Source organism: Nocardioides salarius (genome assembly GCF_016907435.1).
GTDB lineage: Bacteria > Actinomycetota > Actinomycetes > Propionibacteriales > Nocardioidaceae > Nocardioides > Nocardioides salarius.
The window spans coordinates 2,120,885-2,135,986 of sequence record NZ_JAFBBZ010000001.1 but is presented as its reverse complement, the minus strand read 5'-3'; the positions used below and the strand labels follow the sequence as shown (position 1 = coordinate 2,135,986).

The window sequence follows — 15,102 nt, the reverse complement described above, 5'->3', positions numbered from 1 at the left end:
ATGACCACCGCGTTCGTCCTCGGCGGCGGCGGCGCCCTGGGCGCCGTCGAGGTCGGCATGCTGGCCGCCCTCCTCGAGCGCGGCGTGCGCCCCGACCTGGTGCTCGGCACCTCGGTGGGCGCCATCAACGGCGCGTTCCTGGCCCAGGACCCCGGTCTCGACGTCGTCGAGCGGCTCACCGGGCTGTGGCGCTCGGTGGCCGCCAACCGGCACGAGGTGTACGGCGACCGCCCGCTGCGCAGCGTACGACGCGCGGTCGCGACCGGCACCCACCTCTACTCCGCGCGGCCCCTGGCCACCCGGCTGCGCGAGGAGATCGGCGACGTCGACTTCGCCGACCTCGCCGTACCGCTGCAGGTCTGCGCGGCCAGCATCGAGCGGGCCGCCGAGCACTGGTTCGACAGCGGCCCGGTCGTCGACGCCGTGGTCGCCAGCGCGGCCGTGCCCGGTCTGCTGCCGCCCGCCCGCGTCGGCGACGAGCACTTCCTCGACGGCGGCATCGTCAACTCGGTGCCGGTGGCGCGCGCGCACCAGCTGGGCGCGACCCGGATCTTCGTGCTCCAGGTCGGTCGGGTCGACCGGCCGCTCCAGCCGCCGCGGCGGCCCTGGGAGGTCGCCCGGGTCTCCTTCGAGGTCGCGCGTCGGCACCGGATGAACCGCGAGCTGGCCGAGCTGCCGCCCGAGGTGGAGGCCCACCTGCTGCCCGCCCGGGGCACCTCGGCGCGCGACGACTCGGTGCGGGCCGGCACCGACTTCCGCGACGTCGAGAGCCGCATCGAGCTGACCCGGGTGGCCAGCGGCGAGTACCTCGACGCCCTGGGCGCAGCGGGAGCGAGCGGGCCCGGGCCCCGCGGCTGACATGATCGCGGCGTGAGCATCCTGCGCCGCGCCCTCACGGCGCCCCTCGTGGTGCTCCTGACCGTGGTGGTCTGGGTCAGCCTGCCGCTGTGGCTCATCGGCGCCGCCGCGCTCTCGCCGTTCGTGCCCGGGCGCTGGCGGGCCCTGCGCCTGACCTGGCTGCTGGTGGTCGCGCTCACCGCCGAGACCCTGCTGCTGGTGGTGCTGCTGGGCATGTGGCTGGCCAGCGGCTTCGGCGCGCGGTTGCGCTCGGCGTACTGGGAGGGCGTGCACTACGACCTGGTGCAGGGCACGATGTGGGTGCTCTTCAGCGAGGCCAGGCGGGTGCTGCGGCTGCGCATCGAGACCCAGGGGCCCGCGCCCGACGCGCACCCGGGCGTGCCGCTGCTGGTCTGCTGCCGCCACGCCGGGCCGGGTGACTCGTTCACGCTCGTGCACGCGCTGATGGACTGGTACGACCGCGAGCCCCGGGTCGTCCTCAAGGACACCCTGGCCTGGGACCCGGTGGTCGGCACGCTGCTGCGCCGGCTGCCCGCCCGGGCGATCAGCCCCGGGTCGGGTGAGGACCTCGAGACCCAGATCGCCGAGCTGGCCACCGGCCTCGACCGCGACGACGCGTTCGTGATCTTCCCCGAGGGCGGCAACTTCACCCAGGCCCGTCGGGACCGGGCCATCGAGCGTCTCGACGGCCTGGGGCTGCACGCGATGGCGCGCCGGGCGGAGACGATGATCCACGTGCTGGCGCCGCGGCCCGGCGGGCTGCTGGCCGCGCTCGACGCCGCCCCGGAGGCCGACGTGGTGATGGTGGCCCACACCGGGCTCGACCACCTGCTGACCGTGCGCGACCTGTGGCGCGAGCTGCCGATGGACAAGCGGCTGGTGATGCGGTGGTGGCAGGTGCCGCGCGAGGACATCCCCGCGGGTCGCGAGGAGCGCATCGCGTGGCTCTACGACTGGTGGCAGCGCATCGACGACTGGGTCGAGCAGCACCGGCCGGAGGAGCTGTCCCCCGGCCGGGCCGCCCGACGCCGGTCGTCAGGCTGACCGCTCAGCTGTCCTTCTTGTCGTCCTCGATGTCGACGACCTCGGCCGGCTCGTCGGGGGTGGTGACCGGGTGCACGGTCTCCGCCTCGTCGGCCAGCGCCTCGTCGGGCGAGGAGCCGCCCGTGTCGTCGCTGGCACCGGCCATCGGCGCGGCCGGGGTGGGCGCCGCGCCCGCACCGGTCGACGTCGTCGCCGCCGCTGCACCCGTGCCGCTCGCCGGCGGCGTGGGCACGTAGGAGGACTGCCAGTTCTGCGACTCCGAGCCGCCCTGCAGCTTCTTGGCCACGACCCCGACGACGGCCGCGAGGCCACCGACGAGGACGAGCTTCTTCAGCTTGGAGCCCTTCTTCTTGGGCTTCTCGCCCTTGAGCTCGGCGACCTTGCCGGTGGCCTTGCCGCCCAGCTCACCCGCGCGCGCCGCGGCACGCTCGTTGAGGTCGGTGGCCTTGGCGCCGGCGTACGCCGCACCCGTGGCGACCAGCGGGGCTGCCTTGGCCTTGGCGTCGGCCAGCGCGGGGGCCGCCTTCTCGCGGGCCTCCTGGCCCAGCACGACCGCGCGGTCGCGGGCGTCCACGACGTACGGCGTGGCGCGGGTGCGGGCGTCGGTCAGCGCCGGCCCCGCCTTGGCGCGGGCGTCGGCGAGCACGGGGCCCGCCTTCTCCTTGGCGTCGGCCACCAGGTGGCGGGCCTCGTCGCGGGCGGTGCTGACCGCCGACTCGACCTGGGGACGCACGGACTCGACGACCTGCTCCACGTAGTCACCGGCCTGTTCGATGAGGGACTTCTTCCTGCGCAGACGCATCCGCGTCACTTCCTCTCCTCGGTTTGTGATCCATTCGACCACGACGGCCTCGGGCCCACCCAGGCGCCCTGTGTCTCCACGGGGGCCACGCCGCGTGGTGCGAGGTCACCTGCAGGAGGGCCTTTTGCGCCTCCGTGCGAGGATCGTCCCGCACGCACGACGCGTCGTCGTACACCCAGAAGTACCCCCTCTCGCGAAAGGCAGTCATGGCGGACCCGCAGGCCATCCTCAAGACCAACCGGGGCGACATCGTCCTGAACCTCTTCCCGAACCATGCGCCCGAGACGGTCGCGAACTTCACGGGGCTCGCCACCGGCGAGAAGAAGTACGACGCCGGCAACGGCAAGACCGGCCCGTTCTACGACGGCCTGGGCTTCCACCGCGTCATCGCGGGCTTCATGATCCAGGGCGGCTGCCCCCTGGGCACCGGCACCGGCGGTCCCGGCTACACGTTCAAGGACGAGCCGCACCCCGAGCTGGTCTTCGACAAGCCCTACCTGCTCGCGATGGCCAACGCCGGCCCGGGCACCAACGGCTCGCAGTTCTTCATCACCCTGGGCGCCACCACGTGGCTCAACCACAAGCACACCATCTTCGGCGAGGTCGCCGACCAGGCCTCGCGCGACGTCGTCGACGCCATCGGCAGCACCGCGACCGGTGCGGGCGACCGCCCGGTCGAGCCCGTGGTCATGGAGTCCGTGGAGATCGTGGAGGCCTGAGGCACCCGCCTCGGCCTGCACCGAACGCCACCGCCCGACCTCGTGAGCCAGACGCCCTCGCCCGAGCCGGCGCCTGGGGTCGGGGTGCCGGTCTGCTACCGGCACCCCGACCGCGAGACCTACATCCGCTGCCAGCGCTGCGGCCGGCCCATCTGCCCGGACTGCATGCACGACGCCTCCGTGGGCTTCCAGTGCCCCGAGTGCATCTCGGCCGGCGCGCGCCAGACCCGCCAGAACCGCACGGCGTACGGCGGGCTGCGGCCCACCGACGCGACCCGCACCTCCATCGCGCTGATCGCGCTCAACGTCGGGGTGTGGCTGGCGATCGCGCTGACCGGTGGCTCGGGCAGCCGCCTGGTCGACCTGCTGGCCCTGCGCACCAACGGCGTGTGCCTGACCGGTGACGGCGGCTTCGACGTGCCCCGCGCGGTGTGCGAGGGCAACGGGACCTGGCTGCCGGGCTTCGTCGACGGCGCGCTGTGGCAGGTTCTCAGCTCGGGCTTCACCCACGTGCAGCTGATGCACCTGGGCTTCAACATGCTCGCGCTCTACATCATCGGCCCGCAGCTCGAGGCGGTGCTGGGGCGTGCCCGCTTCCTCGCGCTCTACCTGACCTCCCTGCTGGCGGGCTCGGTCGTGGTGCTCTGGTTCGCCGGCCAGTACGGCGCCACCGTGGGCGCCTCGGGCGCCATCTACGGCCTCTTCGCCGCGCTGCTGGTCGTGGCCCGCAAGGTCGGCGCCGACATGCGCCAGCTGGTCATCCTGGTCGGCATCAACGTCGTGATCACCTTCGCCGTGCCGAACATCTCCTGGCAGGGCCACCTCGGCGGCTTCCTCGGCGGCGCCCTGGTCGCGGCGCTGCTGGTGCACGCCCCCCGTGGCCCGCGCCGCTCGGCCTTCCAGCTCGTCGGGCTGGTCCTGGTCACCCTGTCGCTGCTGGCCGCGGCCGTCCTGCGCATCGCCGCCCTCAGCTGACCCGGCCCTTATCTCCCGCCCACCCGGCGCAGATCTCTCGCTGACCCGGCCCACATCTCGCGCCCACCCGGCGCAGATCTCGCCCTGCCCACCTGGTGCAGGTCTCGGCCGACTCGACGAGAGATTCAGGCCGGGTCAGGGCGAAGTACGGGCCGGGTCAGGGCGAGATCTGGGCCGGGTCGGCGTTTGGGGCGGGTGTTTGCGGGGGAGGTTGTCCACAGATGAGTCCACAGATGTGGAGAACTACACGCGTGTGATTCGTCCACAGCGTTGTCCCCAGGTGTGCAGAACCGCCCGCCACCTGACGGTGACGGGCGGTCCGGATGAAGCTCTGTGCGGGGGGCCGGAGGGGCCCCGAGGCTCACTCCCAGCGGGTGGCGAAGACGAAGCCGACGCCCATGAAGGCGATGCCCACGAACAGGTTCGACTGCAGCAGGTCGTTGAAGACCGGGATCTGGTCGAGCTTGTCGTTGGCGAAGACGTAGTAGACGCAGATCCACACCAGGCCGATGAGGAAGCAGCCCAGCATGCCGGTGACCACGCCGCGGCCGCGGCCCATCGGGGTGCTCGGGTGGGCACTGACGGCCAGGCCGAGGAAGAGCAGCCCGAATCCGATGACGTAGTTCCACCGGACCAGGTCGGCCATCCAGGCGGGGCTGCCCGGCTCGGCCTCGAAGTCGGTGGGGTCGGCGCGCACGCCGAAGTAGTAGTAGAGGACCCACGCGATGCCGGCGACGACCAGCAGCAGCGCCGCCACCGAGCGGGGAGTCACGACCGGGCCCCGCGGCTCGGCCAGCTCGTCCTTGACCTTCTGTCTCACGTCTACTCCTGCAGGTGTGGGCCGCGACGTGCAGCCTGCGGCCCCCGTGGGCTCGGTGCGCCCGCGGGTCGCGGGCTACCTTAGTGGGCATGACGCCGGGTTCCCACGCGAGGCCGACCCCGGGGGAGCCGCCCCCGGGCTGGTGGTCGCGCGTGCGCGCCCGGGCGGGCGTGGTCGCCGGCGGCTCGCCGGAGCGCCGCCGGCCCGCTGGCTGGCGGGTCCTGACCCCCACGGTCGTGCTGCTCAGCGGGAGCCTCTTCGCCGTCAGTGCCGTCAGCTCCGACGGCACCGACCTGCGGCCGGGCATCACCGACCTGACGACGCTGGTCAGCTCGGAGGCCGAGCAGTACGAGCAGCTGCGCAGCCGGGTGGAGGCGCTGACCGCGGACGTCAACGACCTGACCGACCGCCTGGCCGACCGCGACGTGGCTCGGGTGCAGGGCCGCATCGAGGAGTACGCCGACCCCGCGGGGCTGGTGCCGGTCGAGGGCGAGGGCGTCACGATCACGCTGACCGACAGCCCGCTCGGCGTCGACGAGACCGACCAGCCCGAGCGCTTCCTGGTCGTGCACCAGCAGGACATCCAGGCGGTCGTCAACGCGATGTGGCGTGCCGGCGCCGAGGCGGTGACGATCCAGGGCCAGCGGGTCGTGTCGACGACCGGCATCAAGTGCGAGGGGCCCTCGGTGACCCTGCACGGGGTGCCCTACCCGCCGCCGTACGTCATCTCGGCCGTCGGCGACCCCGAGGAGCTCGCGGAGTCGGTCGAGGGCGACCGCTACCTCTCGCTCTACCGGCAGCAGTCGGCGCAGGAGGACATCCAGATCGGCTGGGAGGCCTCCTTCGATGAGGAGGTCGAGGCGCCCGCCTACTCCGGCCTGCTCGACCTGTCGTACGCCGAACCCATCGTCTGACCCGCCCGCGCGTGGTGCCCGTGGGTCGGGCCCCGGTCAGGCGGAGGGCGCGCGCCGACCCCGGCGACCGCCGTTGTTGCCGTTCCCGTTCCCGTTCCCGTTGCCGTTGAGCAGGCCGTCGGACGGCGTGGGGTCGTCGGTCGGCTCGTCGGTGGGATCCTCCGACGGCTCGTCGCTGGGCTCCTCCTCGGAGGGCTCCTCGGTCGGCTCGGGCTCCTGGGCCACGAAGAGGTTGACGTCCTGGCCCTGGCTGAGCCGCTCGCCGGCGGCCGGGATCTGCTCGGTGACGGTGCCGGGCTCGGCCTCGGGGTCGGAGTCCTCGCGGATCACCGGGTTGAAGCCCGCGTCGCGGATCTTCTGCTCCGCGACCCGCTGGGCGTCGCCCACGACGTCGGGCACCTTCTCGGGCCCCTCGGAGACGATGACCGTGACCGTCGAGCCGTCCTCGACCTGGGTGCCGGCGGGTGGCTGCTGCTCCAGCACGAGGTTGCGGTCCTCATCGGAGGAGCGGCGCTGCACGTCGACCTCGAAGCCCTGGCCCTCGAGGGTGGTCACCGCCTGGTCGCGGAAGAAGCCGGTGACCTGGGGGACGGCCACCTCGGGCAGGCCGGCCGAGACGGTCAGCAGCACCGTCGATCCCGGGTCGACGAAGCTGTCGCCGGAGGGATCCTGGCCGATGACCCGGCCCGCCGGCCGTTCGGAGGTCTCGAACTCGGTGTCGACGCCGAAGCCCTTCTCACCCAGGATCCTGCTGGCGGCGGCCTCCTGGCGCCCCACCACGTCGGGCACGGCCACCTCCTCGGGCGCGGCCGGGAAGAGGCGTGGCCACAGCAGCACCCCGGCCACGACGAGCCCGATGACCAGCAGCCCGAGCGCGACCAGCCACCCCACGGGGCGGCGCTCCTCCTCGGCGGCGGGCAGCGGAGCCGCCTCGGCGGCCGGCACCGGTCGCGCCGCCACCGCGGTGGCGGTCGCCGGCAGGGGCGGCGGCGGGGTCGCCTGCACCGGACGCCCGGCCAGGTAGCGCTCGATGTCGGTGCGCATCGCCGCCGCGGACTGGTAGCGGTCCTCGACCCGCTTGGCCAGCGCCTTCATCACGATGGCGTCGACCTCGGGCGGCAGGGCGGTGTCGTGGTCGGACGGCGGCTGGGCCTGCTCGCGCACGTGCTGGTAGGCCACCGCGACCGGCGAGTCACCGACGAACGGCGGCCGCCCGGTGAGGAGCTCGTAGAGCAGGCAGCCGGCGGAGTAGACGTCGGAGCGGGAGTCGACGGTCTCGCCGCGGGCCTGCTCGGGGGACAGGTACTGCGCGGTCCCGACCACCGCGGCGGTCTGGGTCATCGTCGAGGAGGCGTCGCTGATGGCGCGCGCGATCCCGAAGTCCATCACCTTGACGTCGCCCGTGGGCGTGAGCATCACGTTGCCGGGCTTGATGTCGCGGTGGATGATCCCGGCCCGATGGCTGTAGTCGAGCGCGGCCAGCACGCCGCTGGTGATCTCGAGCGCCCGCTCGGGGAGGATCTTGCGGCCCTCACGCAGGATGTCGCGCAGGGTGCGCCCGGCGACGTACTCCATCACGATGTAGGGCTGCTGGACCCCGGAGCCGTCGTTGGCCTCCTCCTCGCCGGTGTCGTAGACGGCCACGATCGCGGGGTGGTTCAACGAGGCCGACGACTGCGCCTCGCGGCGGAAGCGGGCCTGGAACGTGGCGTCGCTGGCCAGGTCGGTGCGCAGCCGCTTGACGGCCACCACCCGTCCGAGCCGCTCGTCGGTGCCCTTGCGGACCTCGGCCATGCCGCCGCGGCCGAGCATCTCGCCGAGCTGGTAGCGCCCGCCGACGGTGGAAGGGGTGCCGCTCATCCGGTGGCTCCGTCCGTGGGGTTCGCCTCGGTGGGCGTCGCGGTGGGCGTCGCGGAGGGCTCGGTCGGCGTGGGGTCCTCGGTCGGGGTGGGCTCGGGAGCCTGTCCCCAGTAGCGCACGGTGACGGTGTCGCCCTCCTGCAGGGAGCCGGTCGGGTTCACCGACTCCACGGCGCCCTCCTCATGCGTGCCGTCGTTGTCGAGCTCGTCGAGGGTCACCGAGAGGCCCTGCCCGCGCAGGTCGGCCTCGACCTCGCCGACCGGGCGCCCGACGTAGTCGGAGGCGACGACCTCGACGGTGGCGGGCTGGGTCGCGGTCGGGGACGGCGGGGTGGGGGTCGGCTCGGCGGACGACGTCGTCGGCGACGGCTCCCGGGTGGGCTCGTCGGCCGGCTCCTCGTCGTCGCCGCCGGTCACCAGCAGCACGATGATCAGGGCGCCGACGGCGGCCAGCAGCAGCACCATCAGCACCACCGCCCAGGGGCCGCGGCCCGACCGGCCGGAACCGGCGGTGCCCGTGGTGCCCGTGGTCGTGCCGGTCGTGCCGGTCGCGGGGGTGCCGTGCACCGGGGTGGCCGGGGCCGACCCGGCCGCCGCGCCGGCGAGCCCCGCAGCGGCGCCCGCGCCCGCCCCGGCGGCCGGCAGCACCTGGGTGGAGCCGGGGGAGGGGTGGTCGACGACCGCGGTCGGGGCGTCACCGGCGCCGGCGGCACCACTGGGGTCGCGCAGGGCCGCGGCCATGGCGGTCGCGTCGGGCCAGCGCTCGCCCGGATCCTTCGCCAGCGCACGGCGTACGACGGCCGCGAGCGGCGCCGGCACCTCGTCGGGCAGCTCGGGCACGGGCTGGTTGAGGTGCGCCAGCGCCGTGGTCACCGGCGAGTCGGTCTGGAAGGGGCGTCGCCCCGCGAGGCACTCGAAGGCCACCACCCCGAGCGCGTAGACGTCGGAGGCGGCGGTGGCGGTCTGGCCGCGGGCCTGCTCGGGGGACAGGTACTGGGGGGTGCCCATCACCTGCCCGGTCTGGGTGACGCCGACCGCCTCGGCGGCCCGGGCGATGCCGAAGTCGGTGACCTTGACCCGCCGGTCGGGGGTGACCAGCAGGTTGGCGGGCTTGACGTCGCGGTGCACGATGCCGGCGGCGTGCGCGGCGGCCAGCGCGGTCGCGGTCTGGGCCAGCAGGTCGGAGGCGACCTCGGGATCCATCGGCTGCCCGGGGCGCAGCAGCGCCGAGAGCGGCTGGCCCTCGACCAGCTCCATCACCAGGTAGGGCTGGGCCATCGTCGAGCCGGCCCGCTCGCCCGCCTCGCCGAAGTCGTAGACCGCGGCGATGCCCGGGTGGTGCAGCGACGCGGCGTGCTGGGCCTCGGTCTCGAAGCGGCGCCGGAACTCGGGGTCCTCGGCGTACTCGGGCTTGAGCAGCTTGACGGCCACCGAGCGGCCCAGGGTGGTGTCGGTGCCGCGCCACACGGTGCCCATCCCACCGGTGGCCAGCAGCGAGTCGAGGCGGTAGCGGCGCGCGTCGTCGGCGAAGCGCTCGTCGTCGCCGCCGGTGGGCAGCACGCCGGTGGGGGTGTCGTCGCTCATCGGTTGATCACCGCCTCCATCACAGCCTTGGCGATCGGGCCGCCCAGCAGGCCGCCGGCGATCTCGCCGCGGGCCCGGCCGGGGGCGTCCTGGATCATCACCGCGACCGCCACCTCGGGGTCGTCGGCGGGCGCGAACGAGACGAACCAGGCGTACGGCGCCACGTCGTCCTGGCCGCTCTGGGCGGTGCCGGTCTTGCCGGCGACCTGGATGCCCGGGATCGCGGCCGGGCTGGCGGTGCCGTTGTCGACGGTGGAGACCATCAGCTCGGTCAGCTGGTCGGCCGTGGAGGCCGAGACCGCCTCGGAGAGCTCCTCCTCGTCGGTGGCGTCGATCTGGTCGAACTCGGGGCTCTGCACCTCGTCGACCAGGTAGGGCTTCATCACCGAGCCGTCGTTGGCGATGCCAGCCACGACCATCGCCATCTGCAGCGGCGTCGCGGCGACCTCGAACTGGCCGATGCCGCTCTGGCCGGTCTGCGGCTCGTTCATGCCCTCGGGGAAGCGCGAGGTTGCCTGGGGCAGCAGGTCCTCGAAGTACTGCTGGTTGAAGCCGAACGCCTCGGCCTGCTCCTGCATCGCCTCGGCGCCCAGGTCGACGGCCAGCCGCGCGAAGGTGGTGTTGCAGGAGTTCTCCATCGCCTGGGCGAAGGGGATCCGGTCGGAGCCGCAGTCGCGGCCCTCGTTGTCGATCAGGCCGGAGTCGTCGCTGGTCAGCGGCAGCTGGTAGCTCGGCCCGCCGGGCACGAGGTCGTCGGCTTCGTAGTCGCCGCTCTCGATCGCGGCGGCGGCGGTGACGATCTTGAAGGTCGAGCCGGGAGGCAGGGTGGTCTGGATCGACCGGTTCAGCAGCGGCTCGTCGTCGTCGGCCTCGAGCCGCTCGGCGGCCGCGTTGACCTCTTCGAGGTCGTGGGAGGCCAGGGCGTTGGGGTCGAAGGTGGGCAGCGAGACCATCGCCAGCACCTTGCCCGAGCGCGGCTCGATCGCCACGACGGAGCCCTCGCCCTCGGGGCCGACCACGGCGCGCAGGCCGTCGTACGCCGCCTGCTGGGCCGCCGGGTCGATGGTGAGCTGGACGTTGCCGCCCTGGCTCTCCTTGTTGCTGAGCAGGTCGACCAGCCGGGTCACGAAGAGCCGGTCGTCCTCGCCGGAGAGCAGCTCGTTGTAGGTCTGCTCGACTCGCTGCTGGCAGCCCTCGCAGGTGGCCGGCTGGGCGTTGTAGAAGTTGAACCAGCCGGTGAGGTGGCTGTAGAGCAGCGGCTTGAGGTAGGTGCGCTGGTAGTCGTAGCGGTCGTCGACCGGCTCGCTGCGCGCGATCGGGTCGTTGCCGACCAGGATCGCACCGCGCTGCTGGGAGAAGCGCTCGTCGAGGGCGCGGCGGTTGTTGGGGTCGTCGTTGAGCCCGTCGGCGCGCCAGAACTGCAGGTAGGTGACGTTGGCCAGCAGCGCCACGAAGAGCAGCAGGCAGAAGACCGAGATCGTGCGGATCGGCTTGTTCATCGCTGGACCCTCACTACCTGGGTGTCGTCGTCGGAGCCCTGGTCGGCGCCGCCCGAGAGGTCGGGCAGCGGTCGCCGGGCGAGGTCGGAGACGCGCAGCAGCAGCGCGACGATGACCCAGTTGGCCACCAGCGAGCTGCCGCCGTAGGACAGGAACGGCGTGGTCAGGCCGGTCAGCGGGATCAGCCCGGTGACGCCGCCGACGACCACGAAGACCTGGAGCGCCAGGACCGCCCCGAGCCCCGCGGCCAGCAGCTTGCCGAAGCCGTCGCGAGAGATCAGCGCCGCGCGAAGCGCGCGCTCCACGATGATGCCGTAGAGGACCAGCACGGCCATCAGGCCGGTCAGGCCGAGCTCCTCGCCGATGGCCGCGACGATGAAGTCGGACTCCGCGAAGGGCACCCGGCCCGGGTCGCCGTCGCCGAAGCCGCGGCCGATCAGCCCGCCCCAGGCCATCCCGAAGAGCGCCTCGAGCGGCTGCTCGCCGCGCCCGTCGGTGCCGGCGCCGTAGTGGGAGAACGGGTCGAGCCAGATGTCGACACGGGTCTGGACGTGGCCGAAGATCCGCCACGCGGCCAGGGCGCCCCCGAGGAACAGCGCGCCGCCGACCACGAGCCAGCCCGGGCGCTCGGTGGCGACGTAGAGCATCACCAGGAAGAGGCCGAAGAAGAGCAGGCTGGAGCCGAGGTCCTTCTGGAAGACCAGGATGCCCAGGCTGACCAGCCACATGCCCAGCACCGGCCCGAGGTCGCGGCCGCGGGGCAGGTCGACGAAGAGCACCCGGCGCCCGGCCAGGGCCAGCGCGTCGCGGTGCTGGACCAGGTAGCCGGCGAAGGCGACCACGAGCAGCACCTTGGCGACCTCGCCGGGCTGCAGGCTGAAGGGGCCGAGCTGGATCCAGATCCGCGCGCCGCGCACCTCGTTGCCGATCAGCGGCATCATCGGGGTCAGCAGCAGCACGATCGCGCCGAGCCCGCTGGTGTAGGTGAACCGGGTCAGCACCCGGTGGTCGCGCAGCAGCAGCAGGGTGGCGATGAACAGCCCCACCCCGACGCTCATCCAGGTCAGCTGGCGCGAGGCGAAGGCGCTGCCCTGGTCGAGGTCGATGCGGTGGATCACGGCCAGCCCGAGGCCGTTGAGCGCGGCCACGACCGGCAGCAGCACCGGGTCGGCGTACGGCGCCACCAGGCGCACGACGACGTGGCAGGTGATGATCAGCGCGGCCAGCCAGCCGCCGTAGCCGACCAGGTCGGCGGGCACGCTCTCTTCCACGCCGACACCCACCGCGGCGTAGGCGCCGATGCCGACCATCAGCGCCAGGACGAGCAGGAACAGCTCGGCGCCGCGACGGCGGCGGTGCACGAAGGCCAGGGGGCCGGAGGGACCCGAGGGGCCCGCGGAGGCGGGGGAGGTGGTCGTCACTGCGCCACCTCGCCGGTCTCGGGGGACATCTCGCCGGCCAGGTTGTCGACGATCGCCTCGGCGTCGGCGAAGTCGTCGGCGGCGATGCCGTCGCGCACGCCCTCGGAGACGAAGGCCGGCAGCCGGTCGAGCTCGACGTTGGTGGTCGCGAACGGCTCGGAGAGGTCGACCCCGGGCAGGCTGGTGTTGACGCCGCGGAAGATCACCACGGTGCCGTCCTGCTCGCCGACGTAGTACTGCGCCTGGCTCCACGACCAGGCCGCCGCGGCGACCATCCACACCACGCCCGCGGCGATGAGCAGACCCAGCAGGCGGCGTACCCAGAAGAACCGGGCGGGCTCGCGGGGCGCGTAGCGGGCGGTCTCGGGGTCGATCGGGTCGCTGGGGATGGCGTGCACGTCGTCGGGCAGGTCGGGCAGGTCGGCCTGCACCGGCTCCAGCTCGCCGGTGTCGCCGGAGCGGTGGCCGCGGAAGATGCCGGTGGGCCGGGGGCCCTTGGGGGCGCGGCGACGCAGCTCGGCGGCGGCGCCGACGAGCATCGGCTGCAGCTCGGCGAGGTCGTCGGCCCGCGCGGCGGCGGCCTCCTCGTCGAGCACGTCGGCGACCACGCAGGTGACGTTGTCGGAGGAGCCGGCCTCGAGGCTGGCGCGCACCAGCTCGACGGCGGCGTAGTCGGGGGTGCCGGTGGAGAGCACGTCGGCCAGGCGGGCGTCGTCGAGGACGCCGCTGGCGCCGTCGGAGCAGACCAGCAGCCGGTCACCGGTCTGCAGGTCGGCCAGGAAGAGGTCGGGCTCGGCCTCGTGCACGCCGTCGAGGGCCTTGAGGATCAGGTTGCGGTGCGGGTGGACCCGCGACTCGGGCTCGGTGATGCGGCCCTCGTCGATGAGGCTCTGCACGAACGTGTGGTCGTGGGTGATCTGGCTGATCTCCCCGGCCCGGTAGAGGTAGGCGCGGCTGTCGCCGATGTGGCCGACCCCCATGCGCTGGCCGTCGAAGTACAGGACGGTCGCGGTGGTGCTGGTGCCGTTGAGGGCGGGGTCGTCGTCGACGATCTCGCCGATGCGGTCGTGGGCGCGGTGCAGCGCGCCGGCGACGCGGCCCAGCAGGTCGTCGGGGCTCAGCTCCCCCGGCGGGTCCTCGTCGAGGCGGCGCAGCTGCTGGACGGCGGTGCCGCTGGCGATGTCGCCGCGGGCGGCGCCGCCCACGCCGTCGCAGACGGTGAGCAGCCACGGTCCGGCGTACCCGGAGTCCTGGTTGTCCTTGCGGACCCGCCCGACGTCGGAGATCGCTGAGTAGTGGAGCCGGAGCGGGCCGCTCACTTGCGCAGCTCCAGGATCGTCTTGCCGATGCGCACCTGGGTGCCCATGGTGATCGTGGTGGGCTGGGTGATGCGGACCGTGCCGATGTAGGTGCCGTTGGTCGAGCCGAGGTCCTCGACGAACCACTGGTCGCCGGAGGCCGCGACCCGGGCGTGCCGGGTGGAGACGTAGTCGTCGTCGAGGCGGATCGCGGCGTCGGAGCCGCGGCCGATGAGCAGGGGGGCGTCGGCGAGGTCGGCGCGCTCGCCGGCGTTGCCGCCCTCGACGACCAGGAGGTGGGTCGGCGCGCCGCGGCGCCTGCTCGGCTTGGCGGCCTTGCTCCGCTTCTCCTTCTTGGCCGGCGGCGCCTGCCCGCCCCGGGCGGTCTCGGGCACCCGGGCGCCGAACATGTCGGAGCGGATGACCGAGATGGCGGAGAGCACGAAGATCCACAGCACCGCCAGGTAGGCGATGCGGATCAGCAGCAGGGTCAGCTCAGACATCGGCGTGCTCCTGCTCGATCCGCACCGTCATGGTCGTGTTGCCGATCTTGACCTCGGTGCCGTCGCCGGCCACCGAGCTGGTCATCTTCTGCCCGTCGACGAGCATGCCGTTGGTCGAGCCGAGGTCGCGCACGTCGACGCGCGGGCGCTCGCCGGCGGCGTCGACGCGGAACTCGATGTGGCGCCGGCTGACGCCCGGGTCGTTGATGCGCACGTCGGCGTCGGTGCCGCGCCCGACCACGACGCTGCCCCCGAGCAGCGGGTGGCGGGTGCCGTTGACCTCGAGGAGCGCCTTGGCGCGACCGACCTGGGTGTGGGTGCTGTTGCCGGTGACGCGCGCCTGGGCCTGGCTGCGGATCCGGAACCGGCCGGTGGTCAGGTCGTCGGCACCCTCGAACTCGATGGTGATGGGGCCGGGGAAGGAGTAGGCGTTGGCCTGGGCGTGCTCCTCGAGCTGGCGCACCAGCTCGTCGGCCATCGCGGTGTCGTACGGCGCCAGGCGCTCGAGGTCGGTGCCCGACAGCTCGACGTGGAAGTCGTTGGGCACCAGGCGCCGCTGGCGGGAGAGGATCTGCGCGTTGTTGTCGCACTCGCGCTGCAGCGCGGCCGCGATCTCCACGGGCTGCACCGCCGAGCGGAACGCCCGGGCGAACGCTCCGGAGATCATCTGCTCGAGCCGCTGCTCGAACCGCTGCAAGGCGCTCACTCGGCCTCCTTCCGTCCTGGGCGACGCGGGGAGCCGGCTCCTGGTGCAGGCCGACCGGCCCGGCGGGGGTGCCGGGTCGCACCCGATCGTAACGGGGTCG

General features: G+C 73.4%; 14 protein-coding genes. 5 read left to right on the top strand and 9 right to left on the bottom strand.

The genetic code is table 11. The annotated features are described in order from the left end of the window. Entirely contained in the window at positions 1-858 is an 858-nt protein-coding gene (locus tag JOE61_RS10285; protein WP_193670557.1) for a patatin-like phospholipase family protein, read from the top strand. 12 nt (positions 859-870) lie between these two features. Continuing rightward, on the top strand, positions 871-1,902 hold the full coding sequence (locus JOE61_RS10280) for a 1-acyl-sn-glycerol-3-phosphate acyltransferase (RefSeq protein ID WP_193670556.1): 1,032 nt from the start codon (positions 871-873) through the stop codon (positions 1,900-1,902). A 4-nt stretch (positions 1,903-1,906) separates the two neighbouring features. Here the strand turns inward: JOE61_RS10280 and JOE61_RS10275 are convergent, their stop codons facing one another. Next, positions 1,907-2,713 (bottom strand): hypothetical protein, encoded by an 807-nt coding sequence (locus JOE61_RS10275; RefSeq protein WP_193670555.1) that lies wholly within the window; start codon positions 2,711-2,713, stop codon positions 1,907-1,909. Between the two features lie 197 nt (positions 2,714-2,910). Between JOE61_RS10275 and JOE61_RS10270 the strand changes: the two genes are divergently transcribed. Next, positions 2,911-3,423, top strand: a complete 513-nt coding sequence (locus JOE61_RS10270; protein WP_193670554.1) for a peptidylprolyl isomerase — start codon at positions 2,911-2,913, stop codon at positions 3,421-3,423. A 42-nt stretch (positions 3,424-3,465) separates the two neighbouring features. Next, complete coding sequence (locus JOE61_RS10265; protein WP_307822922.1) at positions 3,466-4,398, top strand: rhomboid family intramembrane serine protease; 933 nt, start codon at positions 3,466-3,468, stop codon at positions 4,396-4,398. 361 nt (positions 4,399-4,759) lie between these two features. Here the strand turns inward: JOE61_RS10265 and JOE61_RS22485 are convergent, their stop codons facing one another. Continuing rightward, positions 4,760-5,218, bottom strand: coding sequence for a cell division protein CrgA (locus JOE61_RS22485; RefSeq protein ID WP_193670553.1), 459 nt, complete (start codon positions 5,216-5,218; stop codon positions 4,760-4,762). Between the two features lie 89 nt (positions 5,219-5,307). On the opposite strand from JOE61_RS22485, the gene JOE61_RS10255 reads away from it, so the two are divergent. Next, positions 5,308-6,132, top strand: a complete 825-nt coding sequence (locus JOE61_RS10255) for a DUF881 domain-containing protein (RefSeq protein ID WP_204797209.1) — start codon at positions 5,308-5,310, stop codon at positions 6,130-6,132. Between the two features lie 36 nt (positions 6,133-6,168). On the opposite strand, the gene pknB is transcribed toward JOE61_RS10255, so the two are convergent. Genes pknB through JOE61_RS10220 form a run of 7 tightly spaced genes read right to left on the bottom strand, consistent with a single transcriptional unit; the run spans position 6,169 to position 15,002 of the window. Further along, complete coding sequence (pknB, locus tag JOE61_RS10250; RefSeq protein WP_193670552.1) at positions 6,169-7,992, bottom strand: Stk1 family PASTA domain-containing Ser/Thr kinase; 1,824 nt, start codon at positions 7,990-7,992, stop codon at positions 6,169-6,171. Then, positions 7,989-9,575: a protein kinase domain-containing protein gene (locus JOE61_RS10245; protein WP_193670551.1), complete on the bottom strand. Its 1,587-nt coding sequence runs from the start codon at positions 9,573-9,575 to the stop codon at positions 7,989-7,991. Before JOE61_RS10245 ends, pknB begins: the two co-directional genes overlap by 4 nt. Then, on the bottom strand, positions 9,572-11,074 hold the full coding sequence (locus JOE61_RS10240) for a peptidoglycan D,D-transpeptidase FtsI family protein (protein WP_193670550.1): 1,503 nt from the start codon (positions 11,072-11,074) through the stop codon (positions 9,572-9,574). The genes JOE61_RS10245 and JOE61_RS10240 overlap by 4 nt, the downstream gene beginning before the upstream one ends. Beyond that, on the bottom strand, positions 11,071-12,495 hold the full coding sequence (locus tag JOE61_RS10235; RefSeq protein WP_307822920.1) for an FtsW/RodA/SpoVE family cell cycle protein: 1,425 nt from the start codon (positions 12,493-12,495) through the stop codon (positions 11,071-11,073). Before JOE61_RS10235 ends, JOE61_RS10240 begins: the two co-directional genes overlap by 4 nt. Further along, positions 12,492-13,814 (bottom strand): PP2C family protein-serine/threonine phosphatase, encoded by a 1,323-nt coding sequence (locus tag JOE61_RS10230; RefSeq protein WP_193670549.1) that lies wholly within the window; start codon positions 13,812-13,814, stop codon positions 12,492-12,494. The genes JOE61_RS10235 and JOE61_RS10230 overlap by 4 nt, the downstream gene beginning before the upstream one ends. Further along, the gene (locus JOE61_RS10225; RefSeq protein WP_193670548.1) at positions 13,811-14,296 is read right to left on the bottom strand and encodes an FHA domain-containing protein FhaB/FipA; all 486 of its coding nucleotides are present in this window, start codon (positions 14,294-14,296) and stop codon (positions 13,811-13,813) included. The genes JOE61_RS10230 and JOE61_RS10225 overlap by 4 nt, the downstream gene beginning before the upstream one ends. Further along, the gene (locus JOE61_RS10220) at positions 14,289-15,002 is read right to left on the bottom strand and encodes an FHA domain-containing protein (protein WP_193670547.1); all 714 of its coding nucleotides are present in this window, start codon (positions 15,000-15,002) and stop codon (positions 14,289-14,291) included. Before JOE61_RS10220 ends, JOE61_RS10225 begins: the two co-directional genes overlap by 8 nt. Between the last annotated feature and the right edge of the window lie 100 nt (positions 15,003-15,102).